The following is a 23225-nucleotide window of genomic DNA, read 5'->3' on the forward strand; positions in this document are numbered from 1 at the left end:
CACCCCTGTTAAACATTGGAGTTTGTATACATATTCAACATATCAAAAATAACATATTTACGCGAAACCGGCCTGTTACTACACTTTTTGTAAACGCTAACAAACAAAGCGCAGCAGCAGCCAATACCATCCTTCACCCAGAGCTGCGGAGAAAAAGCGTGGAGTAGGCTTTAGTCCGAATTCAAGGGGGGAAACTCCGAAGGGCCAACGTAAAGCCGCGCACAACAATGAACAGGAGGAATCATCTGATGAGAAAAAATCTAAAGCCTTGGGCCATCGTACTGTGCCTGTCCATGGTCGTCTCGCTGCTGGCCGCATGCGGTTCCGGCTCGAAAGATAGCGGGGACGGCGGTCAAGCCTCCGGCTCGGCGGATAGTGTACACAAGGAGGGCTTCCCGATCGTCGACAAGCCGATCACGCTGTCGGTATTTGCGCCTGACGTGGGCAGCGCCAAGTGGGATACGATGCAGGTGTTTAAAGACATGGAGAAAATGACGAACATCAAGCTCACCTTCCAGACGGTTCCGGTCGACAGCTTCGAGACCAAGAAAAATCTGATTTTTGCGAGCGGCGACTTGCCGGATATTTTCTACGCTTCGGCTTTGACGCCGGCTGAGCAGGTGACGTACGGAAGCCAGGGGACGCTGATTCCGCTGGAAAAGCTGATTGATGAATATGCGCCGAACATCAAGAAGCTGCTGGACGAAAATCCGGACGTGCGGAAGTCGATCACAACCCCCGACGGTCATATTTACGCCCTGCCTTATGTGGATAAAGGCGCGGTATGGTACAAGAGCCCGCTGTACTATAACGGAAGCTTCCTCAAGAAGCTCGGTGTTACCAAGCTCCCGGAAACGCCGGACGAGCTATACGATTACCTGAAACGGGTCAAGACCGAGGATCCGAACGGCAACGGCAAGGCGGACGAAATTCCGCTCACGTCGACCAAGCTGAAGGATATCCGTGTGCAGATGCTGGGCTTCTGGGGCATCTATGACGAGGTGTATTATGCCGACAAGCAGGGGAAAGTTCACTACACCCCGCAGGAGGAAGGGTTCAAGGAGTATCTGACCTTCCTGAACCGGCTGTGGAAGGACGATCTGCTTGACCATGAAACGTTCTCCCAGACCGACGACCAGAAGAAGGCCAAGGGCAAAAACAATCAGGTGGCCTTGTTCAACGACTGGCTGCCATACTTTATGCTGGGCGGTGAGCCGAACACCGACAACCCGTTCATGGAGCCGCTGAAAACGGGCTTCCCGGACTCGCCGGTCGTGGCCAAGAATTCGGGAATTTCGAAGAATGGAACGTTTGCCATTTCGAGCACCAACCCAGCGCCGGAGGCAACGATGCGCTGGGTGGACTACCAGTACAGCTATGAAGGCTCTACGCTGTTCAACCAGGGGCCGGAAGGCGTGCTGTGGAAATACAAAGACGAGGCAAACCACGTCAAAGAATGGCTTCCGGTACCGGATGGAGGCGACCGCGAAAACTACCGCGGCAAGCTGACTCCGAACTACGGCATCACGACGCCGGGCGTCAGCCTTCCGGAAGTGAGCAAGGGACTGCGTTCCGACATCGACGAGTGGGTCGAAAAGGAAAACCAGGAGAAAATTTTGCCGTATGCCAAAGTGCCGTATCCGAACGTATTCCTGACGGAAGAGGAACAAACCGAGGTGACTTCGCTGCTGTCGGACCTAAACAACTACGTCGAGCAGATGGAAGCCAAGTTTGTGACCGGGCAGGAGCCGCTGTCGAACTGGGACAAGTATAAAGCCCAAGTGAAGAAAATGGGCGGAGACCGCATTGTGGAAATCTATCAGGCAGCCTACGACCGCTGGGACGGTCAGGAGTCCAAGTAGAACAGTCAGTGAGTTATGCAACGTATGCAACGCACAAAAAAGAAAGGCCGCCGATATGGCGGCCTTTCTTTGATTAATGGGGACTGATTTATAATGCACCTGCATCCCTTGCCGAATAAAACGACGGGTAGATCGGTCGATAGTGTAATTCTTCTCTTATACGCGTTGTATCGACGACCATGTCCCATGGATCAAAATCCTGCTGCAGCGCTTCGGACGATATTTCGCTATGATGAAGCTGAAGCAGCTCCGCAACGGAGATCGGGGCATCGTCTCCAACATTGTAGATTCGGCCATCAATACCTGGTGTGGAAGCTGCGAGCATCAGGGCTTGGCTTACATCCGCATGGTGCACCATAGAGAATCGTTTGGCTGGATTCCAATTACGCAATAGCGGCAGAAATTCCGCGATATGGGGATCGCGATCACCATAGACAAATGGAAGCCGTAGAATTCGCACTCCTAATCCCTGCTCGCGATGAAGCCGCAGCAGTGCTGCTTCGGCTTCAACTTTGGATTGAGGATAAGGAAAGGCAGGCCTAGGCTCGTCATCTTCACGGTTGGGTCTCGAATGCTGCCCGGAACCGTACACATTATTGGTGCTGGAAAAAACAAACCTTGGCACTTCCGCCATGAGCGCAGCGCGAGCTAGAGCTATGCTGCCATCGATGTTTGATATTCTGGTGGTATTTTCGTCCACACCACGGAACTGTGCTGCCAAGTGAACCACTGCATCCGTGCCCCGCAGAGCGTCAACATAACTGTCCGGCTGCAAAAGATCGCCTTCTACAACGTCAGCCCCTTGCCGCTGAAGCCAATCCGCCTTGGCAGCGTCCCTAACCAGCAATTTAACGTGATGACCGCGCTGTAACATACGCGGAACAAAACGGCTTCCTACTTTACCTGTGGCACCTGTTACGAATAGGTTCATATTCATATCCTCCTAAGTTTTTTAAACGGTATACCGGCAGTATAATAGAATGAGCCAGCAGCTACCTTCCTGCGTTTATCGTACGATTGGAAGTGTCAGGATAAGGAGGAGTTAATCATGGAAGGGACTTCTTCCGGAATGTCATTAGGTGAATTTTTGCGTTCGCGCCGAGAACGTCTTACACCAGAAGATGTTGGGTTAATATCCTATGGAAGACGACGGACCTCGGGCCTACGAAGGGAAGAAGTTGCCCAGCTTGCCCATATTGGAACGTCGTGGTATACCTCATTGGAACAAGGCAGAAGTGTCAATCCATCAGAGGACGTACTTAATAACATCGCCAAAGCGCTGCGTTTGACGGAGGATGAACGCCACCATCTTCATCTTCTTGCAAGACCGGTGCAACAGGAAAAGGTGGAAGATCAGCAATTAAATATTGGTTTGGAACGGGTAATAAGAGCTCTTGAGCCTAATCCGGCATTCGTAATTGGAAGATACTGGGATTTATTGCTGTGGAACAAAGCAGCTGAGATTGTTTTTCGAATCCCGCCGCTTTCAACTCATATGCAGCTGAGACCCAATTGGATGAGACATCTATTAATGGATGCCAAGTTCGGATCGGACATACAGGACTGGGAATCCAGAGCACAGGTCTTGATTGCACACTTTCGTGCAGATTACGCGCATTTTCCTAATGATACGAGGTTTAAAGAGCTTATTGAGGAATTTATGCAGAACAGTCCGTTGTTTCGCGAGCTCTGGCCGCTGCATGACGTTCAGGCCGTAACGGATCGCCACAAGCAAAGGTACGACCCTCGAATCGGAGAGATGGAGTTTGAACATGTGACCTTTCAATCGTCAGCCAATCCGGACGTGAAGATGATGATTTATACAGCTTCAGCGGATACGGCTGCGCGTCTGCAACGTCTAATGAGCAATCTGGAGAATGGATAAGTCTATTTGCGTTTCATTCCCAACATGGCGTGCCTGTAAATAAAAAACTTTCCCCATTTACATACCTGCCAAATTCGCGAGAAGCACACTTTTTCGCATACGTCGGCAATCCTTGCTTCGATTCAGGCATACCAAGAGCGTTCCTCATCCCGATGAGCATGAGCGAAATAAATAATGCTTCGATTTGGGCCACATACTCATTGGGCAGCGGAAAGTACTCTCCGTACCAATCGATGTACTGTTGTCTGGAAGTGGGATGAATAAAGGTACATGTGATGGCCAGGTCAGTGAGAAAAGGACCGAATCCGCACGCGCCAAAGTCAATGGGATGGGCAGCCCCGTCTGAAAACACGATATTGGGAGGAACGATATCTCCGTGCAATACCCCCCAAGTCAACTTGTTTTTAGGGAGTGTGTCCAGCAAAGCCATCGCTTTTTCCCCAGCGGCTTCAAGAATCTGAACATCATGTGCATCTAATAACCCTTCCCGCACCTGCTGCTTGAGCAGATCCAGAGCATTCTGTATGCGTTCACGATGAACCGTTGGACGGATAAAAGACGAAGGGGGCTGCCACATACTGGCATGCTGATGCAAAGTCGCCGTCATTACAGCGGTGGATTTCAAATCCTGATCATTGGTAAAGTATTGCTTTTGCTCGCCTTCCACCCAACGGAGCATCGTACAACTTATATCGTCCACTTGTGTAACATAAGAACCCAGCCGATTACGTTTTGGCACAGGGAGGGTGAGATGGGTATCGCGGTTGAGCGCATCCAGCCATACCTGCTCAGATTCCAGCACATCCCGGCGCGTCCACATGGTTTCAAGCGTACTGATTTTAGATTTGTGAACACGCAGGCTGTACAGCAGCCCGTGATGATTTTTAATCTTGAAAACCGCGGCACCGCTTTGTGCTACGGGCGACACGGATACAGCATTTATATCGTACTGAGCAAGCGCATGCTGCGCGATGATGGCAAGATCCATTCGATTCACACCTTCTAAAGGAAATAGCCCCTAACACCGGGGGATTGATAGGATACTGCGCTCTAGAGCTGAGCTACAGCTTAACGACAGGAATCCAAACCTCCATTTCGTACAGGTTGTTACCGCGATCGTAAGTCATTTCAAATTCGGGACCGTTTGCCGCTTCGTAATGAGAGCTAGGGAACCACTCGCCCCAGATCCGCCTCCACAATCCATGAATGTCATTTTGTCCACTCGGATTGATTCCGGTTGAAAAAATCGCATAAGACTGAGGGGGAATTTGAAGCTTTTCAAATCCTTCAGGCAAGCCGCTTTGGGGTAAAAAGTAACCGATCATGTACGAAAGTTGTTCTCCTTGCTTGTTGTATAAAACCGCATGGAGCTGGCCGTGTTCGCCTAAACCTGCGGCAGCACGGATTCGTTTGACGGTTCCATCGGAAATACACTTTTGCCAAAACGCGGGTATTTCGATAAACGGATTCTCGCCGTCGGCCTGGATCACAGTCGAAACACCGAACATTTCAAAGGCTGGCTTGTCTTCCATTCTGTAGTTCATCTCGACATCTCCGCGAATCGAAATGTGAAAGGATAACCGAGGATAAGCCTTGAGCGACACACCGTTGTCGCGTGCAGCCTTTGGCATGACTCCGTGCATTTTTTTGAACGCCCTGGAAAATGCCTCGGGTGATTCGTAACCATACTTCAGTGCAATATCGATCACCTTTACACCACCGGATTGCAATTCAAAAGCGGCAAGGGTAAGCCGTCTGCGCCGAATATACTCGGACAGCGAAACGTTTGTGATGAACGAAAACATGCGTTGAAAATGGTAAGCCGAGCAGCAGGCCGTTCCGGCCACTTGGTCATAGTCGATCTCTTCCGACAGATGCGTTTCGATGTATTCCAACGCATGATTCATGCGTTTCAGCCAATCCATACAGATCATCCCTTCAACATTAATTATACGGAGTACCGAAAATAAAGCCTTGCATTCCATGCACAGAAATATCAGGTATTCCGCCTTGCTTTTCCCCATACGCTGCACTTCCTAAAAGAAAAAACGAACAGCTGAACAAATCAGCTGTTCGTTGTCAGTCCTGGAGCATTTCGCCGAGCAACACGCCGTCCGGATGGTTCAGCTTGCGGAATTGTCCCGGCGTGTAGCCGGTTTCCTTTTTAAACTTGCGGATAAAATTCGGGGTGTCGGCATACCCGACCCGGCCGATGATTTCCTTGAGCGGATCCTGGGTCGTCATGAGCAGCCGCTTGACCTCCTCCATCCTTTTCTGCCAGATGTACTGGGTAAAGTTCAGTCCCACATTTTCCTTAAACGTCCGGCTGAAATGCGAAGGAGAAATTTCAAACAGATCCGCCAGGCTCTCCAGGCTCAGGCTGTGATCCATAAAGTGCTGGTCAATATAGCCGAGCATCTGGTCCTTGAGCGAGCTCTCCTTATGCTTCGTCTCCTGCTGCACCTGCGTGCAAATATGGGAGGCCAGCTTTCTGAGCTGCCCCTCGAATTCATCCAGGGACTGAAAGGCGCTGCTGGTCGGAATCTCCTGCGTAATATGGTGAATGCCAAGCTCCGATGCGGTCTTGAGCATCGTATTGAGAATGTCAAAGCAGATGCAGCGGGAGAGCAGCGGTGACGGGCTGCCCTCTTTCAGGCTCGTCATCGCTTCGCCGATCATATGGGCAGAGACGTCATGGCTTCCCTGTTTCAAGCTTTGGGACAGCTTCAGCAGCACGTTTTTCGGAATCCAGAAGGTTTCCTCGCTCGCAGGCGCCAGTTTTTCAAAAAACGTAATACCGCCCTTCTCCGACGGAGTATGGAATTCCAGCGCCGAGCAGGCTTCGATAAACGACTGATTAAGCTGCCCCGCCTGTGAATATCCGGTACCTACCCCCATGATGGGGTTAAAGTCGAACGCCTCCAGGATATTGCTGCGGACGGCATCGACGATCCGGCTCATATGGATGAAGCTCTCCATCGCCGGGTGCGGGTCAAAGCAGACGATAAGGGCCATCTGGTCCCGGCGCGGGAGCTCCACGCTGTAAGCGGATGCCCGGAGCCCGGGGATGTCCACTTCGGCTAGGAGGGAGGCGAGCGTCTGCCAATCCTGGTAATCCTGGGAAGGGTCAGCAAGCTCGCCTCGTTCCATGGCGATGACAAAAAACTGCGAACGGTCAAACCGGATATTAAAGGCTTCCAGCAGATCCGGCTCGAGCTCCCGGTCTTCTCCCTGCTGGAGCAGTCTCAGCAGAAGATGGTTCCGTGCGTACGGTTCCTGCAGATCGGCACGGGAGCTGTATTCCTGCAGCGCGGAGCGGATATGCTCCAGTTCATTGCCCGGAAGGAGCGCATCTCCCGTTCCCCGGTCGTTTCTGGACTTGGAATTGGCGAAATCGACCAGGGCCGAAATCGGGTGATATTGTCTGCGGGCCAGAAGCAGGGCGATGCCGATGCCTGCCAGCACCACGATGCTAAACAGCATGATGATAAAGCTGCGGATGTGCAGCACGCTGCTGAAAAACTGATCGCTCGGCATCAGCGTCACATACGTCCAGCCGTTCATGTCCGATTTGGTGGACACGACGGAATGCGCTTTTCCGCCCAGCTCCACGCTGTGAATGCCCGGATCGAGGGAAAACAGATGTCCCGTGTCCAGGCCGTTGATCGTTTCACCGTGATTGTTGGCGGCCAGCACCTGTCCGTGATTGTCAAAAATGTACGCAAGCCCCTTGTAGCTGCCCAGAATGGAATCGATCAGACCCGTGAGCTCCGACTCATCGATCAAATACATGACCGTTGCGTGGGGATTCGGGCTGTTCGGCGTAATCGGCACCAGGTAGGCAAGCAGCGACTGCTGCCTGTAAGTGCCCCGGATCACCCGGTCCGCCGGACGCATGGTGGGAAAAGACACGTCGTTCAAATCGCCCATCAGGCTGTCTTTGGACCAATTCTGGAATATGTACTTCTCGCTGAACACGTCCAGGCTGCTAAGCCCCTGCGAGGAGTAAATCCGGTCGTCATGATGAAAATATAAAAATACATCTCCGATAATGGAGCTGGTTGACTTATATTGATCCAGAGCGTCGATCGCCTCCCGGGAATAGAACGGATCATGAACCCGGTAAGAGATCAGGCGGTCGTCATAGGCGATCCTTGAGGCGATGTCGCCGAGCTCCTTCATCCGGCCGTCGACGATGCTTTCCGCCTGCGTCAGCTGGTTCAGATGGCTTTGCTCGATTTCCTCCCGGAGGTTGCCCGCGGCGCTTTGATAGATGAAGACGGTTACAAAAACGAGAGGAAGCAGCAAAATAAACAGATAAGACCATATATATTTCAAAAACAGCTTCGATTTCAAGTACCTTCTGAGGTTACGCTTCAAACTTTCCGCCTCCCTTTGGTTTAATCATAACAAAAAATTCCCTATCGGACATGGAATAATTCCGGCTGGCGGGGTTTTCGGCGGGAAAAGCGGGGCTTGTCCGCCAGGCTGGATACGTTGACTCGATGGATTTTTTTATATATAATATGTTTCAATGTTTCAACCATGAAAAACTGTAAATGAAGCGATGATAAGGGGTATTAGTTCCAGGGATGTCATACAGAGAGCCGGCGGTGGGTGCAAGCCGGTTGACAATTTGGGATGAACTCGCCTTTGAGCTATGGTGTGAAGCGCGTACAGAACGCGTCAAGGATCATCGATTCACCCGCGTTAAGGGTGCAAAGGGAGCGGGGATAAAGCATGTCCTCCGCTAACTAGGGTGGTACCACGGGAATCAAACCTCTCGTCCCTAGCGATGATACGCTATGGATGAGAGGTTTTTTTGTTGCAAACATGAAAGACGAGCGCCGTGCCGTACCGTAATAACGGGCGGGCAGCGGGCGCATTTTAGGAGGCAAATGAGCATGAGTAACCAAGAGCAGGTTCAAGGCCAGGGCTACCAGCACAAGGTGATTGAACCGAAATGGCAGAAGTATTGGGATGAGCATCACACATTCAAGACGACAGAGGATCCTGAAAAGCCGAAATTTTACGCGCTGGATATGTTTCCTTACCCGTCCGGAGCCGGGCTTCATGTCGGCCACCCGGAAGGGTACACGGCGACGGACATCGTCTCCCGCTTCAAACGGATGAAGGGCTATAACGTGCTGCATCCGATGGGTTGGGACGCATTCGGCCTGCCGGCTGAGCAGCATGCGATGGATAAGGGCGAGCACCCTCGGGAAATCACGATCAAGAACATTAACACGTTCCGGCGTCAGATCAAGTCGCTCGGCTTCTCTTATGACTGGGACCGCGAGATCAGCACAACCGATCCGGAATATTATAAATGGACGCAGTGGATTTTCATCCAGCTGTACAAACGCGGCCTCGCCTATGTTGCCGAAGTGCCCGTGAACTGGTGTGAAGCCCTCGGGACCGTACTGGCCAACGAGGAAGTCATCGACGGGAAGAGCGAGCGCGGCGGCCATCCGGTCGTCCGCAAGCCGATGCGCCAATGGATTCTGAAGATTACCGAGTATGCCGACCGGCTGCTGGAAGATCTGGATGACCTGGATTGGAGCGAAAGCCTGAAGGATATGCAGCGCAACTGGATCGGAAGATCGAAGGGAGCTGAAGTGCAGTTCGACATCGAAGGGCATGACGCCAAGCTGACGGTATTTACGACCCGTCCCGACACGCTGTTTGGCGCTACTTATTGCGTGCTCGCTCCGGAACAGGAGCTGGTAGAGCGCATTACGACGCCTGAACAGAAGGATGCGGTGAAGGCCTACCAGGAGCAGGCAGCCCGCAAGAGCGATCTGGAGCGCACCGATTTGGCTAAAGACAAAACCGGTGTGTTTACCGGAGCCTATGCCGTCAATCCGGTGAGCGGCGAGAAGCTGCCGATCTGGATTGCGGATTACGTGCTGGCAGGTTACGGAACCGGAGCCATTATGGCGGTGCCTGGGCATGATTCCCGCGACTGGGAATTCGCCAAGAAATTCGGCCTGAACATCGTGGAAGTGGTCAAAGGCGGAAACGTGCAGGAGGAAGCTTATACCGGGGACGGAGAGCATGTGAACTCAGGCCCGCTGAACGGACTGCACACCGAAGAAGCCATCGCTGCAATGATCGCGTGGCTTGAGGAGAACGGCAAAGGCCAGGGCAAGGTAACCTACCGCCTGCGTGACTGGCTGTTCAGCCGCCAGCGCTATTGGGGCGAGCCGATTCCGATTCTGCATCTGGAGGACGGCACGATGAAGAGCGTTCCGGAGGACCAGCTTCCGCTGCTGCTGCCGGATGTGGATCAAATCAAGCCGTCGGGTACAGGGGAGTCGCCGCTGGCCAACGTCACCGACTGGGTGGAGACGATCGATCCCGAGACGGGCATGAAAGCCCGCCGCGAGACCAATACGATGCCGCAATGGGCCGGCAGCTGCTGGTATTACCTGCGCTACATCGACCCGCATAATGCGGATGAGCTGTGCTCGATGGAGAAGCAGGAGGCATGGCTGCCTGTCGATCTGTACATCGGCGGAGCCGAGCATGCAGTGCTTCACCTGCTGTATGCCCGTTTCTGGCATAAATTCCTGTACGACCTCGGTGTCGTCACGACCAAAGAACCGTTCCAGAAGCTGATCAACCAAGGCATGATTCTGGGAACGAACAATGAGAAAATGAGCAAATCGCGCGGCAACGTCATTAATCCGGACGAAATCGTCGAGCAGTTCGGTGCCGACACGCTGCGCGTGTACGAAATGTTTATGGGGCCTCTGGAAGCGACCAAGCCTTGGAACGAGAACGGCGTGGAAGGCGCGCACCGCTTCCTCTCCCGCGTGTGGCGCCTGATCGTCAGCGAGGACGGCAGCCTCAGCAGCAAAATTACGGACGGCGATGGCAGCGATGAATTCAAGCGGACATGGCATAAAACGATTAAGAAAGTGACCGACGACCTGGAGAATCTGCGCTTCAACACCGCGATCAGCCAGCTGATGATTTTTATCAACGAAGCCTACAAAGCGGATGCGCTGCCGCGTCTGGCGATCGAGAACTTCGTGCAGATGCTGTCGCCGCTCGCTCCGCACATCGCGGAAGAGCTTTGGGAGCGTCTGGGCCATCAGGAGAGCATCACTTACGTACCGTGGCCGTCCTATGACGAATCCTGGACTGTGGAATCGGAAGTCGAAATCGTCATTCAGGTCAATGGCAAAATCGTTCAGCGGGCGATGATCGCCAAAGATATGAGCCAGGAAGCCATGCAGGAACACGCCATGTCGCTGCAGAACGTGCAGCAGGCCATTGACGGGAAAACCGTCCGTAAGGTCATTGCGGTACCCGGCAAGCTTGTGAACATCGTCGCGAACTAATCGGCACCGGGGCCGCCGAACTGGGCGTCACACTTTTCCAGATCTTCTTTGTATTTGCCGTGGGTTGTGGCGATCAGACGGTGAAAGACGCCGGTTAAGCTGCTGTCCAGCAGGGCAAGCGCCTCGGCGGTAATGCCGCCGGGAACGGTTACCCGCTTCTGCAGCTCAAGGGGCGTAAAGCCTCCCTGCGTCAGCAGTTTACCCGTACCGAGCAGCATTTCCCCGGCGATCCACGTCAGTTCGCCGCGGTCCATGCCGGTCGTTTCTACGGCGGCGTTGATCCACTGATCCAGAAAAAAGCTTAAAAAGGCAGGCCCGCAGCTGGATAAATCCGATGTGATCCTGACAAAGGATTCATCGATGAGGATGGGCTTGCTGATGGGAGACAGGAGATGCTCGATGAGCTGCCTGTCTTCCTCTTTTATCCGGCTGCCATACATACATAGACAGACGCCGCTTTGAACGCGGTGGGCCACGCTCGGAATGATCTTGGCCACCTTACAGCACAAAGCCGACTCCAGGTGATGGATCTGCACCGGACTCGTGATGGATACCACCATTTGATCGGGCCGAAGCGTGCTTCCGATTTCATCCAGAATTGCTTTAAATTGAAGCGGCTTCACGCACAAAAAGATCAGATCGCTGTTGTGCGCAGTTTCCGCGTTGCTGGTGCATACATGCAGTCCGGGGTGTCGCTGCTGGAGCCGGATAACCTTCTCGGTGGTACGGTTGCTGGCATAGACCTGGTTTGGAGCGAGCGAACCCGAATCAATCAGGGCCTCAAGCAGCAGGCTGCCCATGCTGCCGGTTCCGATAAATCCTACCTTCATATAGGTTCCCTCCTTTCGTGCTTCGCAGTAACGACATGATCGTTCCCATTAGTGTATGCGCTATAACTTGGCCACCATGACGGCTAATTCCGCATTATAGAGTTATAAATTTTCAGTGTATGTTATTCTGTACTTCATCTATGGACCGACAGCGAGTCATTTCAAGTCATTTCATAGAATCGGGGTGTCATGTTGTGAAAAGAATATCGGCAGTCGTCAGCATCGTTTGTGCCGTGCTGGGAAGTGGGGCCATTCTGCTGTCTGGAGTTCATACAAGCAGCGGCATGGAGCAGTGGCAGCCGCTCAACGGCAGGGTTGAAAGCGTGCTGAACGAAAAAGCGGGCGGTTCTGCAGGCGATTTGCCTAAAGGCGCCGCGGCAGCGGATGACAAACAAAAGCAGGAGCAAGGTTCTAAGCAGGACGCCAACCCGGCTGTCAAACAGGACGCCGTACCCTCGGGACCCGCGCAGGCGAATGAAAGCCGAAATACGGCAGATAAAACGCAGAGTTCGGGGGATGAAGTGGCGGCGAGCCAAGCTGCAAACGGAAGCACTCATTCTGACGCTGGACTTGCGGCGAATGCAGCTTCAGGGCCGGCGGGAAGTTCGTCCGAGCAGCCACCGGCTGGAGGTTCGGCTGACGCGGTGTCCGGTTCGCAGACAGATGCCGGAGCGCAGGGCAAAAAGGTCAACGTCAATACCGCAGGACTAACGGAGTTGACCGATCTTCCGGGGATCGGTGAGGCCAAGGCCAAAGCCATTCTGGAATACCGCAATCAGCACGGGCCGTTCAAATCGGTTGCGGATTTGGACAAGGTCAAAGGCATCGGACCCAAAATGCTGGAAAAAATGAAGCCGTACATCCAGCTGTAGGTTATCCGTTAGACGCTAAATGCGTTGTCTCCCATGCAGGTATATCGGTAAACGTTTTTCTTGTGATACAATATGTACACATTCTACGGAAATCAGGTGATGGATTCATGACGGTTGATACCCGAAAAGACTGGGACACTTACTTTATGGATATTGCATATATGGTATCGACGCGTTCCCGCTGTTCCCGGCGCCATGTCGGAGCCGTGCTCGTTCAGGGGAAGAAGCTGCTGGGCACCGCGTATAACGGAGCGCCGATGGGCGTGCCGGACTGCTCGGAAGCGGGTTGCATGATCGCTGAGGAGTACGAGCTTGTGGACGTGGACGGAAAGCAGGAAATGGTGAAAAAGCAGCGCTGCGTCCGGACGATTCATGCCGAGCAAAACCTGCTGCTGTTCACCGACCGTATCGACCGGGAAGGCAGCTCCGTCTATGTTACGGACGAGCCCTGCTGGACCTGCGCCAACATGCTGGCGAACAGCGGCGTGACCGAGATCGTGTATCACCGTCCGTATCCTAAGGATACGGAGAAGGTGACGGAAATGATGCGGCAGAAGGGCATTACCTTCCGCCGGCTGCCCGTCTATGAGCCGCCACGGGAAACGGTGATGACGGTGGCGGATTAAAAATTGGCGGTAAGACTGAACATACGGTTACACAGGAATATTCGGAAATATGGAATAAATCATCAATAGGGGAAGGACCTCTGTCCGCAGCACGGCTGCCGGCAGGGGTCCTTTTTTGGTTTTTGTAAAAGAAGGCGCAGGCGAAGCGCGCATAAGAAACCGTCGGAAGCCTATATGTAAAGAAGGGAAGTGTGTGATATGAAACAAAGACCGCTAATCGTATTTACGGTAAGCTGGATCGCCGGCAGCAGCGGAGCGTATGCCTGCTCGGGTTCAAGGCTGCTTCTTCTGATCGCAGGCGCATCGCTGCTGCTGGCAGCGCTTGGTATGTACCGAAGAGATTTCCTCCGGACTGTGATCATCATCTGGTGCGCCTTGGCGGCGTCGGGAGCGTATTGGGAGCTGCAGGAAGCCGCAAATGTATCCAAGCTTCCCGAAGCCCTTCAGGCGGCTGATGCTGCCCAAATGGACGGAGCCAGTGTCCGAATGACAGGCATGATCGCCTCCGCCGTCGAAGTCGACGGGGACCGAGCCGATTTTGTCATGAGCGTTCGGCAAGCGGTACCTATCGGCGGGACCGCAGCCAGCGGTAAACCCAACTCACGCGATGCCGGAACGAATATGGGCACCGAGCGTACGGTGTCCGAAAAGGTCATGGTGCAGGTCAAGCTAAAAAGCCGGCAGGAGCAGGAAGCTGCCCGCCAATGGCAGCGGGGGGACCGGGTCCGGATTTCCGGCAGCCTCACGCAGCCGCAGAGCGCCCGGAACTTCGGCGGCTTCGATTACCGTCAGTACCTGGTGACCCAGAAAATTCACTGGTTGTTTAAAGCTGCCGGTGCCTCCAATGTCCAGGCTTCAGCTCCGTCCGGCTTTGGCATGACCCTTCTTCTGCGCTGGAACGATCAGGCGAGGAACAGCTTGAGCGGAATGATCGACCGGATTTTCCAGGAACCCCATGCCGGTTATATGAAGGGGTTGATCATCGGGCTTCAAGACGACCTGGATCCCGAAACCTACGCAGAATTCTCCCAACTGGGCCTGACCCATATTTTGGCGATCTCGGGTATGCACGTCGCCGTGTACGTGGGCTGTTTGCTCTATATCTTTTCCCTGCTGCGCCTCTCCCGTGAAAAATCGCTGCTGCTTGTCATGCTGCTCGTACCCCTGTACGTTCTTCTGTCCGGTGTCAGTCCGTCCGTCGTGCGGGCGGGGATTATGAGTATGATCGGGCTGTATGCAGCCCGAAAGGGGATGCTGAAGGACGGATTGAACATCCTCAGCGCGGCGGCGCTGCTCATGCTGCTCTGGAATCCATATTATCTGCTGAGCGTAAGCTTCCAGCTGTCGTTCCTCGTGACAGCAGGCCTGATGGTCTATGTTCCGTTGATACATCCGCAGCTGTCCTTTCTGCCGTCCAAAATCGCCGGTGCGGTCGGCGTTACTCTCATTGCCCAACTCGTGTCTTTTCCGCTGACGATCTATTATTTCAATCAGTTCTCTTTACTATCGTTTGCGGCCAATTTTGTGCTCGTTCCCTTCATTACCTTTCTCGTTCTCCCTATGGGGACGGCAGCGCTGCTCCTCGGCTCGTTATGGCTGTCCGGGGGCAAGATGCTGGCAGCGGCAGCCGAGTGGCTGGACGATCTGTCTTTCTGGCTGGTGAAATGGATGAACGGGTATCCGCAGTTCGTGACGATCTGGAAGTCACCTTCGCCGGTTTGGATCGCTTCCTATTTTATAGCGCTGTATGGGCTGCTCTATTTCGGAAAAGGGTGGTCGCTGAGCCGGCGGCAGATGGCAGTGGTCCCGGACGCGACCGTACCGCTGGATGTGCCCCCTGCAGCCCGCCTCCCGGAAGCGGCTTTGCCCTCCCGGACGAAAACCCGGCTTGCCGCTGGAGCGCTTGGGGCACTATGCATACTCATCGTTCTTCTGTATGCGGGATACCAGCCGGAGCACTTCCGCGGGGCGGGAGCGGTGCAGGTGCTGGACGTAGGGCAGGGTGACAGCATTTTGATCACGACTCCGCAAGGAAAGCACCTTCTGGTCGACGGGGGCGGAACCGTCAGCTTCCGCAAGGCGGAGGACGGGTGGAAGGAGCGGAAGCAGCCGTTTGAGGTCGGCGCCAAAGTTCTCGTTCCATTATTAAAGAAGCGGGGAATCCATAGGCTGGACGCGGTCATCGTAACACACGGGGACCAGGATCACGCCGGTGGCATGCAGGCGGTGCTGGATCAGATTCCGGTCGGAGCGTTTTTATTCAATGGGACGATGGCCGGCACGGCTGCCTTTGATCGGCTGATGGCTGCCGCCGTAGACAAGCATATTCCGATTTATGCCATTCACCAAGGAATGAACTATGCCCCGGACGGCCGGACGCAGCTGGTTTTTCTCGGCCCGGTTCTGTCGCAGACCGACCAGGAAGCGCTGACGGTCGTCAAGGACCAGAACCATGACTCGGTCGTGTTTCTGCTCGAAATGAACGGGGGACGCTTCCTGTTCACCGGAGATATGGACAAGGCGTCCGAGGAGCAGATTCTTGAGACACTGGACTCCGGCCGGCTTGGTGAGGCGGTGGCGGATAATGGGCAAGCCGTCGATGAGCCGGCACTGCAAACCGCGGGCGAAATGCTGGAAGCACCCGTGGATGTGATCAAAATCGCGCACCACGGCAGCAAGACAGCCAGTTCGGCGGAATGGCTGAGCCGGTGGAAGCCCGCAGCAGCCGTTATTTCGGCCGGCGTGAACAATCTGTACGGCCATCCGCATGCCGATGTGCTGCAGCGGATTTCCGGGGAAGGAGCGGCCGTTTATAGGACCGATCTGCAGGGGGAAATCCAATTTTCGGTAAAATCCGGGAAAATCCGTGTCAGAACCAAGCTGATAACAAAATCGTAATGATTTGTCTATGAAAAACGCTTAGAATGATGAAGTTGGCCGCAGAATCTTCAGGTGACTCCGCCTCTGGAATTTGGTATTCTTAATTGTGGTTTTCATCAGCAGAGATGAAGTAAAACGGTGGTGTCACCCTTGACGTACATACCTTCCGGATTTTTACGGGAAGCAGATTGAACAAAACGATTACGGGTGGATCGAAGCAGAAGAAAAAACCGCTTTCGGTTGAAGGTTATATCCGGTTTTTTTAGGAATGGCAAGCACTCCCGGGGCCTGCCTTTTCAGCAACTTTAAAAATGTGGTTACAAATTGCAACAATTTGCTGGTCTTACACGTCTGTAAGATTGCAGGGAGAGGGGGATCCTTTGTGGTAGAGCAGGGACTCATCAGAGCCGCTCAATCGGGCGATCGCGACGCTCTAATCACCCTATTAAGAGAAATTGAACAACATGTTTACAGGACAGCTTTTTATATTCTGAATAATGAGCAGGATGCGCTCGACGCTTCCCAGGAAGCATTGATTCGGATTTATACCAAAATCGATTCCTATGAAGAGAAGGCACAGTTTAAAACGTGGATACAGCGGATCGTCACGAACATCTGTATCGACAAGTTCCGGCGGACGAAGCCTACGGTTTCGATCGACGAACATGAGCTCGTTTTTCAGGACAAACAGAATGTTGAGAAAGAGGTTCTATCCTCTTATTTGGCCCAGGACATCCAGGAGGCCATCAATCAACTGCCGGATCATCACCGGACTGTAATCGTCCTTAGATATTTGCAGGATTTCTCCTACAATGAAATCGCTGACTGTCTCAACCTGCCGCTGAATACGGTGAAATCCTATTTATTCAGGGCCAGACAGCAGCTGCAGAACATGCTCCAAGAGCATCAGAAAGGTGGTGTATCAGGATGAAGTGTCCAGAGGTGGTGGAGTGGATGCACCGTTACTTGGATTACGACTTGGACGAAGAGGAAACCGTAAAGCTCTATGAACATTTGAAGACATGCCCTGAGTGTGCGGATACCTTTCGGCTGCTGAAATCGTTGTCCAGAGACCTCGAAGATTTGCCAAAAGTAACGCCTAAGTTCAGTCTCGTCGATGCCATCATGCCTCAGCTGGATGCGATCGATCAGGCGCGCCACGAGAAGAGCGCATCGCTCGAAGAAATGCCGGCGCCAGCCGAAATGGTACCTGTTCCGTCCCGTCCGGCCCGCAAGGGCAAGTTCTGGAATACGGTAGCTGGACGTACAGCGCTCGGAGGCGCTGCGGCTGTAGTCATTCTTGGGGTGGCGGTGCTGAATTACAATCCGAAGCAACTATCTACGGCGGAAGAGCCGCCTGTTAATACGGCAGCCTCCAACGAGGCAAGCATGGACGCGGCGGCGACCTCAGGCGCAGAAGCATCGAAGAGCAACGTTGTCGAACAAGGTACGGGTTCTTCCGAGCCCGCACAGGATTCTTCAGAAGAGAAAACGCCGGCATCTTCGGATCCTTCGCAGCTCAGCGAGAGCCAAGACGCCGGCAGCGACACAGCGTCTAGCGACAAGGCCACCGGCCAGGAGGCCCAGACCTATGCGCAGCATCAGGACTCGTCCAAAACTCCGGCCCAAGATCAGGAGACCAGCCGGAAAGCGGACACCGGCAGCCAGGACAATGCCGGCAAAGCCGGATCCACTGAATCGGCTGACAATGGCATCGGCAAGCAGGAAGGGGATGGAGGCCAGGCGACGCTAAGCGCTCCAACCGACACGGAGAGCCCACCTCCGAAAGGGGATGAGGTTCAGAAGGACATCGTTCCTCCGGATGGAGACGGCGGTCAAGCGGCCGATAGCACTGCCCCTGAGGTTAACGGATCTCAAGAAGGCGACACGTCGGGACAAATGGGCATTATGGCCATCAAACCTAAGGAAGATTCGAACAAGTTCTATTCTCCTGACGGTCAGTATGCGGCCTCTGTCGAAAACAAAAAGCTGGTCATCTACAGCGTAACTTCGGACGGAAGCTCGAAGCAGGTAAGTTCCCTTGATCTGCCGGGAACGTGGGTATCGGGCGTGTGGTCAGCCGACAGCACCGTGTTTACGTACCAGACCACGGATGCCAGCGGCTCGACGGTAAGCCAGACGTATCAGGTGGGCAAACAGGACGGCTCCACACCGTAAGCCGCCTGATGACAAAGCATAAAAAAATGTGCTGCTCATGATGCACACATGATAGAGATATGGAATAGGTTATACTACGCAGGATCCAAAACGTCGTATGACCACCGGCGGTTAAGTTTCTAGAGCTTTTCACGCTGGTGTTTATAATAGATGTGCTGGAACAAAGGGACCTTATGCGAACAGCATGGGTCCTTTTGTTGTTGCGCGACCCGTAATTCGGCCTGCCGGGGGGGAGGCCTGTTTTTCTTCCCCGCCGTTTTTGGTAAAATGGGTGTAGCGCTTTTTTTGGCCGGATGGACGGGGCATCGGAATGATGTACCTTGCGGAACGGGATTAGCAGATATCAATGGGCATGGATAGAGAGAAGGGGGAGCAACAATGGATGTAAAGGCGGCGGTGAAAGCGATCAGACAGGGTGATGTATCGCCGGTCTACCTCCTGTACGGAACCGAGAAATACCAGATGAATGAATTTACCTCACTGATGGAGGACCAGCTGCTGCAGAAGGAGGAGCGGGATTTTGCGATCGTACACTATGATCTGGCCGACACCCCGATCCAGGAAGTCGTGGAAGAGGCCGAGATGATTCCTTTTATGGTGCAGCGAAAGCTTATTTTTGTCCGGGATGCTTCCGTATTTACTGCAGGAAAGGATTCAGGCAAAGTCGAACACCGCATGGAATCGCTGCTCGAATACATAGGTAATCCGGCGGAATACAGCGTGCTGATCTTCCTGGTGAACAACGAGAAGCTGGACGAGCGCAAAAAGGTCGTTAAGGCGGTGAAAAGCGCCGGCACGGTGCTTTCCTTTATGCCGATGGGCAGCGACGAGCTGCTGCGGTGGATCGAGAAGAAGGCCAAGCAGCGCGAATGCAGCTTCGCCCCGGGGGCGGCGGAGATGCTGGTCCGCAACGCGGGCACACAGCTGCAGACGCTTGCAGCCGAAGTGGACAAGCTGTGCCTGTATGCTGGCAGCGGCGGCACCGTGACGACGGACATCGTGGACCGGCTGGTGGCGCGGAGCACGGAGCAGAACGTATTTGCCCTCGTTGAGGAGATCGCCAATCTGCGGCTGGATCAGGCGCTGGGCATCTTCTATGAGCTGCTGAAGCAGAAGGAGGAGCCGATCAAAATCGCCGCGCTGATCGCCCGCCAATTCCGCATTATTTTGCAGGTGAAGGACCTCGGCGGCCAAAGCTATTCGCAGCAGCAAATCGCTTCCCAACTGGGACTGCATCCTTATGCGGTCAAGATTGCCGGGGAGCAGGCGCGCAAGTTTCAGCCGAACCAGCTGAAGGCGATCCTCAGCAGGCTCGGAGATCTCGATTACCAGATGAAGACCGGGGCTATTGATAAAGTGCTCGGTTTGGAGCTGTTCCTGCTCAGACTGGCGGGGTAGCGTAACAATTGAATAGCTGTGAAAGAGGCACCGTTTTTACGCTTTGGAGCGTAAGGGCGGTGTTTTTTATTTTATTATTCATTCCTCTGAGTCAATGGTTTTATGGATTTAAATGCGTTGGAATAAATGAATGAGTTTTTTTATGATGGGTTTGACATCAGTAAATATTCTCGTCTTTTATAGAGGAAGGAGCTTGTTATCATGTTCAAACTGATTTACCTGATTGATTCTATCGTCTTGTTTCTCTTGATTGTGATGTGGGCGGTGGTAGCGAATCGTTTGAGCCGTCTATCCTACCGGTCCACAAAAAAGGAGCTGCTGCGAAGTATTGCCCGGTTCATGATCCCTTTCTTTATCGCTCAAGGTCTGGTCATTGCGGAAGTCGTCATCCTGTTTTTATTAGGGACGTATGGATGGGAATTTATAAAAGAGAAGGTCCTCCTTACCATGCCGCTGTTCATTCCTTCGGCAATCTCTACGATAGTACCCCTCTCGATGCTTCGCAAGATCACCGGCCGAATATCGGAAAATCTACAATCCACTGTAGACGAAACGGATCGGAAGGTCCTGACCTCACCCGGGCTTATGCTTCCCGTGCAAGCGGCTCTGATCAGTTCGATCGCAGGCTGTTACTTTTCCTATGTTGTTTACCCGTTTGAGTTAAATGTGTTACATGCCGTTATTCTATGGCTGTCCTTCGCTACGGTTATCGTTGTTTTGTGGTTTCGGCAACAACGCCTCAGCCGAAAACGGGTCAAAGCCAATTATGCGATGACGGTATCTACAAGACTTCAGCATGCGGTAATCTCCAGTGCCTGCCTTGCGATTCTCATTGGCGGCTGGTACGCCTTATCGATGAAAGCGTCCGTACTGCCTGACCATATGAATATGGGCAGCATGGATCACGAAATGGATATGCAAGCGATGAATCATTCCATGAACCATACCATGAGTAATACCATGCGTAATACCATGAACGTTAAAGAAATAAGCGTAACCGCATTAACAGGTCCTCAAACCGAGAAAGCAGACCGCCATTTCGAATTGGTCGCCCAGAAGAAGCAAGTGAAATTAAGTTCCGGCAAGACGATGGAGGCCTGGACCTTTAACGGGATTGCTCCGGGGCCGGAATTACGCGTGAAACAAGGGCAGATTGTTGAAGTTGTTTTGAAAAATAAAGATATTGAAGAGGGGGTGACGATTCACTGGCATGGCTATAATGTGCCGAATGCAGAAGACGGAGTTGCCGGGGTAACCCAAGATTCTGTGCCGCCCGGTGGAACGCATGTATACCGTTTCGAAGCCAAACAGGCGGGAACGTATTGGTACCACTCCCATCAACAATCGGCCAAACAAGTGATCAAAGGGCTGTTCGGTTCGCTCATCGTTGAACCAAACGATCTCCCCCAGCACAATACGAAGGACATCACCGTACTAAGCCACGCTTGGCAATTGTCGGACGGCAGCGCATTAACCCCGACGTATGGGCTAAAGGACACGCTGGATCGTCAAACGATTCCAGCCGGCACCCAGGTCAAATTGCGCCTGATTAACGCCCAGAACTACCCGCAAACGTTCCAACTATCGGGAGTCCCGTTCGAAGTGACGGCTATTGACGGCAACGAGATTCACTCGCCCACCGACATAAAGGATCAGAAGCTGATGATCGCTGGCGGAGGACGATATGATATTTTATTCACCATGCCCAAAACACCTGTAAGATTGAGCAGCCGAAGTGAGGCAGGCGTCACCCCGGGGATCGTTTTTAGTGAGGCGGTCACCCATTCAACCCCGGCTATAAATGAAAAAAATGCTGTCTTTGATCCGGGGACTTACGGGGAGAAGCAACCGACTCCTTTCGGCATCCACAGCAAGTTTGACCGTACCTTCAACATCGTCTTGGATTCGCGCTTCGGGTTCTATAATGGTAAAATATACGCTTTATACACCATTAACGGACGCGTATTTCCGGACACACCTATGTTAACGGTCAAAGAAGGTGATCTGGTAAAAACTACTTTTATTAACCGCGGGTGGGATCATCATCCGATGCATCTTCATGGGCATACGATGCTCGTCCTCAGCCGGAACGGAAAACCAACGACAGGGAGCCCTTGGTGGACCGATTCGCTGGATGTCGCTCCCGGTGAAGTCTATGAAGTTGCCTTTCAGGCAGATAATCCGGGGATCTGGATGGATCATTGCCATAATTTATGGCATGCCGAAAAGGGAATGACGATGCACTTGTCCTATGAAGGGCTCACCACACCGTTTGAGGTCGGAAAGAAAACATCCAACCAGCCGGAATAATCCATGGGTTTACCCTGAGCTATATTTTAACTAGACACATCGGGTCGAAGTTAAATCTCGGTTTGAGCCATGTTCCGGAAGTGCTCGATGATGACTTGGCGGAATTCCTTGGCTGCACTTGTAAAATAGCGGCTCTGGTGTCTTGTCAGCCCAATTTCCCGTGTACACACCGGATCCTCGATTTGCAGGCAAGCCACGTTGGCACGGGACCCCGCTTGTAATGCGGATTCGGGTATAAAGGCAATGCCAATCCCGGTTAGGACCAAAGGACCCAAGGTTGCGGGCTCATCGCCTTCATAAGCGTTACTGGGTACAAATCCGGCCTGTTCGCAATAACGATCCATCAAGTCGCGGATCCCGTAACCCTTTCTTAAGCTGACGAACCGTTCCTCCTTAAGTTCGGATAAACGAATTCGGCTTCTGCCCGCCAGCCGGTGGGTTGCTGGAACGGTCACATAGATCTGCTCTTGGAAAACGACATCGCATACGAGTTCGCTGCCCAGAATGGGTGGGGAAGACAAACAAAAATCAACCTCACCTTTCTTTACCCGGGTTTCCATTTCATGGGTTCCCAGCTGCTCTACATGGAATTGAACCTGCGGCCGAATTTCACGAAATCGGTTAAGAATATCGGGCAGCATGTAAGCCGTGTTCACGGCCAGCGTCAGTGTTCCGTAATCAGCACTGGTCATATCCGCGATTTCGCGTTTACCTTCCTCCAATTCAAACAAAGCCCGCTCGACACGTTGATAAAAAGAACGGCCAAACGCATTTAGCCGTAGATTGCGGCCGCTTCGGTCGAATAAAGGGGCGCCCAGGTCTTCTTCCAACCGCTGAATCGTCTTACTGAGCGAAGACTGGGTAACATGTAATTCCCCCGCAGCCTCGGTCATATGTTCCAAACGAGCTACCGTACGAAAGTACTCAAGCTGAAGCAGTTCCAAAGTATATGCACCTCACATTCCTGTGGATCTATTTTATTATAGATAAAAATAGACTCATGTGAATCAATAAATGATGAAGAGGGAAAGGAGG

The 23225-nt window shown here is 53.1% G+C and carries 16 protein-coding genes and 1 other annotated feature; of the genes, 10 read left to right on the forward strand and 6 right to left on the reverse strand.

Going from position 1 to position 23225, the window contains the following annotated elements; genetic code table 11:
- Nucleotides 1-248: 248 nt before the first annotated feature.
- A complete protein-coding gene (locus tag C7820_RS00930) occupies nucleotides 249-1862 on the forward strand; it encodes a type 2 periplasmic-binding domain-containing protein (RefSeq protein ID WP_116229463.1) in 1614 nt (537 codons plus the stop codon).
- An 88-nt stretch (nucleotides 1863-1950) separates the two neighbouring features.
- On the opposite strand, the gene C7820_RS00935 is transcribed toward C7820_RS00930, so the two are convergent.
- Nucleotides 1951-2793 (reverse strand): NAD-dependent epimerase/dehydratase family protein, encoded by an 843-nt coding sequence (locus C7820_RS00935; RefSeq protein WP_116229464.1) that lies wholly within the window; start codon nucleotides 2791-2793, stop codon nucleotides 1951-1953.
- Nucleotides 2794-2910: 117 nt separating this feature from the next.
- Here C7820_RS00935 and C7820_RS00940 point away from each other — a divergent pair, with 117 nt between their 5' ends.
- Nucleotides 2911-3747, forward strand: a complete 837-nt coding sequence (locus C7820_RS00940; protein WP_116229465.1) for a helix-turn-helix transcriptional regulator — start codon at nucleotides 2911-2913, stop codon at nucleotides 3745-3747.
- A 13-nt stretch (nucleotides 3748-3760) separates the two neighbouring features.
- Here the strand turns inward: C7820_RS00940 and C7820_RS00945 are convergent, their stop codons facing one another.
- From C7820_RS00945 to C7820_RS00955, 3 genes are all read right to left on the reverse strand, one after another.
- Nucleotides 3761-4735 carry a phosphotransferase enzyme family protein gene (locus tag C7820_RS00945; RefSeq protein WP_116229466.1) on the reverse strand — a complete coding sequence of 325 codons (975 nt, stop codon included), beginning with the start codon at nucleotides 4733-4735 and terminating at the stop codon, nucleotides 3761-3763.
- Nucleotides 4736-4808: 73 nt separating this feature from the next.
- Nucleotides 4809-5672 carry an AraC family transcriptional regulator gene (locus tag C7820_RS00950; RefSeq protein ID WP_116231572.1) on the reverse strand — a complete coding sequence of 288 codons (864 nt, stop codon included), beginning with the start codon at nucleotides 5670-5672 and terminating at the stop codon, nucleotides 4809-4811.
- Nucleotides 5673-5826: 154 nt separating this feature from the next.
- Complete coding sequence (locus tag C7820_RS00955) at nucleotides 5827-8127, reverse strand: helix-turn-helix domain-containing protein (protein ID WP_116229467.1); 2301 nt, start codon at nucleotides 8125-8127, stop codon at nucleotides 5827-5829.
- 178 nt (nucleotides 8128-8305) lie between these two features.
- Nucleotides 8306-8541 (forward strand) — a binding site (T-box leader).
- A gap of 110 nt (nucleotides 8542-8651) precedes the next feature.
- Here C7820_RS00955 and leuS point away from each other — a divergent pair.
- Nucleotides 8652-11096: a leucine--tRNA ligase gene (gene leuS / locus C7820_RS00960; RefSeq protein WP_116229468.1), complete on the forward strand. Its 2445-nt coding sequence runs from the start codon at nucleotides 8652-8654 to the stop codon at nucleotides 11094-11096.
- Here leuS and comER read toward each other — a convergent pair.
- Entirely contained in the window at nucleotides 11093-11926 is an 834-nt protein-coding gene (comER, locus tag C7820_RS00965) for a late competence protein ComER (protein WP_089548236.1), read from the reverse strand. The two genes, leuS and comER, sit on opposite strands and share 4 nt — an antisense overlap.
- A 194-nt stretch (nucleotides 11927-12120) precedes the next feature.
- Between comER and C7820_RS00970 the strand changes: the two genes are divergently transcribed.
- The 7 genes from C7820_RS00970 (at nucleotide 12121) to C7820_RS01000 (ending at nucleotide 22190) form a co-directional block, all read left to right on the forward strand.
- Complete coding sequence (locus C7820_RS00970) at nucleotides 12121-12798, forward strand: ComEA family DNA-binding protein (RefSeq protein ID WP_258875089.1); 678 nt, start codon at nucleotides 12121-12123, stop codon at nucleotides 12796-12798.
- Nucleotides 12799-12905: 107 nt separating this feature from the next.
- Nucleotides 12906-13424, forward strand: coding sequence for a deoxycytidylate deaminase (locus tag C7820_RS00975; RefSeq protein ID WP_076169763.1), 519 nt, complete (start codon nucleotides 12906-12908; stop codon nucleotides 13422-13424).
- Nucleotides 13425-13622: 198 nt separating this feature from the next.
- Nucleotides 13623-16322, forward strand: coding sequence for a DNA internalization-related competence protein ComEC/Rec2 (locus C7820_RS00980; RefSeq protein WP_116229469.1), 2700 nt, complete (start codon nucleotides 13623-13625; stop codon nucleotides 16320-16322).
- A gap of 364 nt (nucleotides 16323-16686) precedes the next feature.
- Nucleotides 16687-17235, forward strand: coding sequence for an RNA polymerase sigma factor (locus tag C7820_RS00985; RefSeq protein WP_076169765.1), 549 nt, complete (start codon nucleotides 16687-16689; stop codon nucleotides 17233-17235).
- On the forward strand, nucleotides 17232-18482 hold the full coding sequence (locus tag C7820_RS00990; RefSeq protein ID WP_116229470.1) for a zf-HC2 domain-containing protein: 1251 nt from the start codon (nucleotides 17232-17234) through the stop codon (nucleotides 18480-18482). Before C7820_RS00985 ends, C7820_RS00990 begins: the two co-directional genes overlap by 4 nt.
- A gap of 378 nt (nucleotides 18483-18860) precedes the next feature.
- Entirely contained in the window at nucleotides 18861-19880 is a 1020-nt protein-coding gene (gene holA / locus C7820_RS00995) for a DNA polymerase III subunit delta (protein WP_116229471.1), read from the forward strand.
- A 201-nt stretch (nucleotides 19881-20081) separates the two neighbouring features.
- The gene (locus C7820_RS01000; RefSeq protein WP_116229472.1) at nucleotides 20082-22190 is read left to right on the forward strand and encodes a multicopper oxidase family protein; all 2109 of its coding nucleotides are present in this window, start codon (nucleotides 20082-20084) and stop codon (nucleotides 22188-22190) included.
- Nucleotides 22191-22240: 50 nt separating this feature from the next.
- On the opposite strand, the gene C7820_RS01005 is transcribed toward C7820_RS01000, so the two are convergent.
- Nucleotides 22241-23134, reverse strand: a complete 894-nt coding sequence (locus tag C7820_RS01005; protein ID WP_116229473.1) for a LysR family transcriptional regulator — start codon at nucleotides 23132-23134, stop codon at nucleotides 22241-22243.
- Between the last annotated feature and the right edge of the window lie 91 nt (nucleotides 23135-23225).

The organism is Paenibacillus sp. VMFN-D1, assembly GCF_003386155.1.
GTDB lineage: Bacteria > Bacillota > Bacilli > Paenibacillales > Paenibacillaceae > Paenibacillus_AQ > Paenibacillus_AQ favisporus.

Excerpts from the sequence above, each read along its gene's own strand:
- C7820_RS00935 (WP_116229464.1), bottom strand. The coding sequence starts at position 2,793 with ATGAACCTATTCGTAACAGGTGCCACAGGTAAAGTAGGAAGCCGTTTT.
- C7820_RS00940 (WP_116229465.1), top strand. The coding sequence starts at position 2,911 with ATGGAAGGGACTTCTTCCGGAATGTCATTAGGTGAATTTTTGCGTTCG.
- C7820_RS00930 (WP_116229463.1), top strand. The coding sequence starts at position 249 with ATGAGAAAAAATCTAAAGCCTTGGGCCATCGTACTGTGCCTGTCCATG.
- holA (WP_116229471.1), top strand. The coding sequence starts at position 18,861 with ATGGATGTAAAGGCGGCGGTGAAAGCGATCAGACAGGGTGATGTATCG.
- leuS (WP_116229468.1), top strand. The coding sequence starts at position 8,652 with ATGAGTAACCAAGAGCAGGTTCAAGGCCAGGGCTACCAGCACAAGGTG.
- C7820_RS00950 (WP_116231572.1), bottom strand. The coding sequence starts at position 5,672 with ATGGATTGGCTGAAACGCATGAATCATGCGTTGGAATACATCGAAACG.
- C7820_RS01000 (WP_116229472.1), top strand. The coding sequence starts at position 20,082 with ATGTTCAAACTGATTTACCTGATTGATTCTATCGTCTTGTTTCTCTTG.
- C7820_RS00945 (WP_116229466.1), bottom strand. The coding sequence starts at position 4,735 with ATGGATCTTGCCATCATCGCGCAGCATGCGCTTGCTCAGTACGATATA.
- comER (WP_089548236.1), bottom strand. The coding sequence starts at position 11,926 with ATGAAGGTAGGATTTATCGGAACCGGCAGCATGGGCAGCCTGCTGCTT.
- C7820_RS00980 (WP_116229469.1), top strand. The coding sequence starts at position 13,623 with ATGAAACAAAGACCGCTAATCGTATTTACGGTAAGCTGGATCGCCGGC.
- C7820_RS00975 (WP_076169763.1), top strand. The coding sequence starts at position 12,906 with ATGACGGTTGATACCCGAAAAGACTGGGACACTTACTTTATGGATATT.
- C7820_RS00990 (WP_116229470.1), top strand. The coding sequence starts at position 17,232 with ATGAAGTGTCCAGAGGTGGTGGAGTGGATGCACCGTTACTTGGATTAC.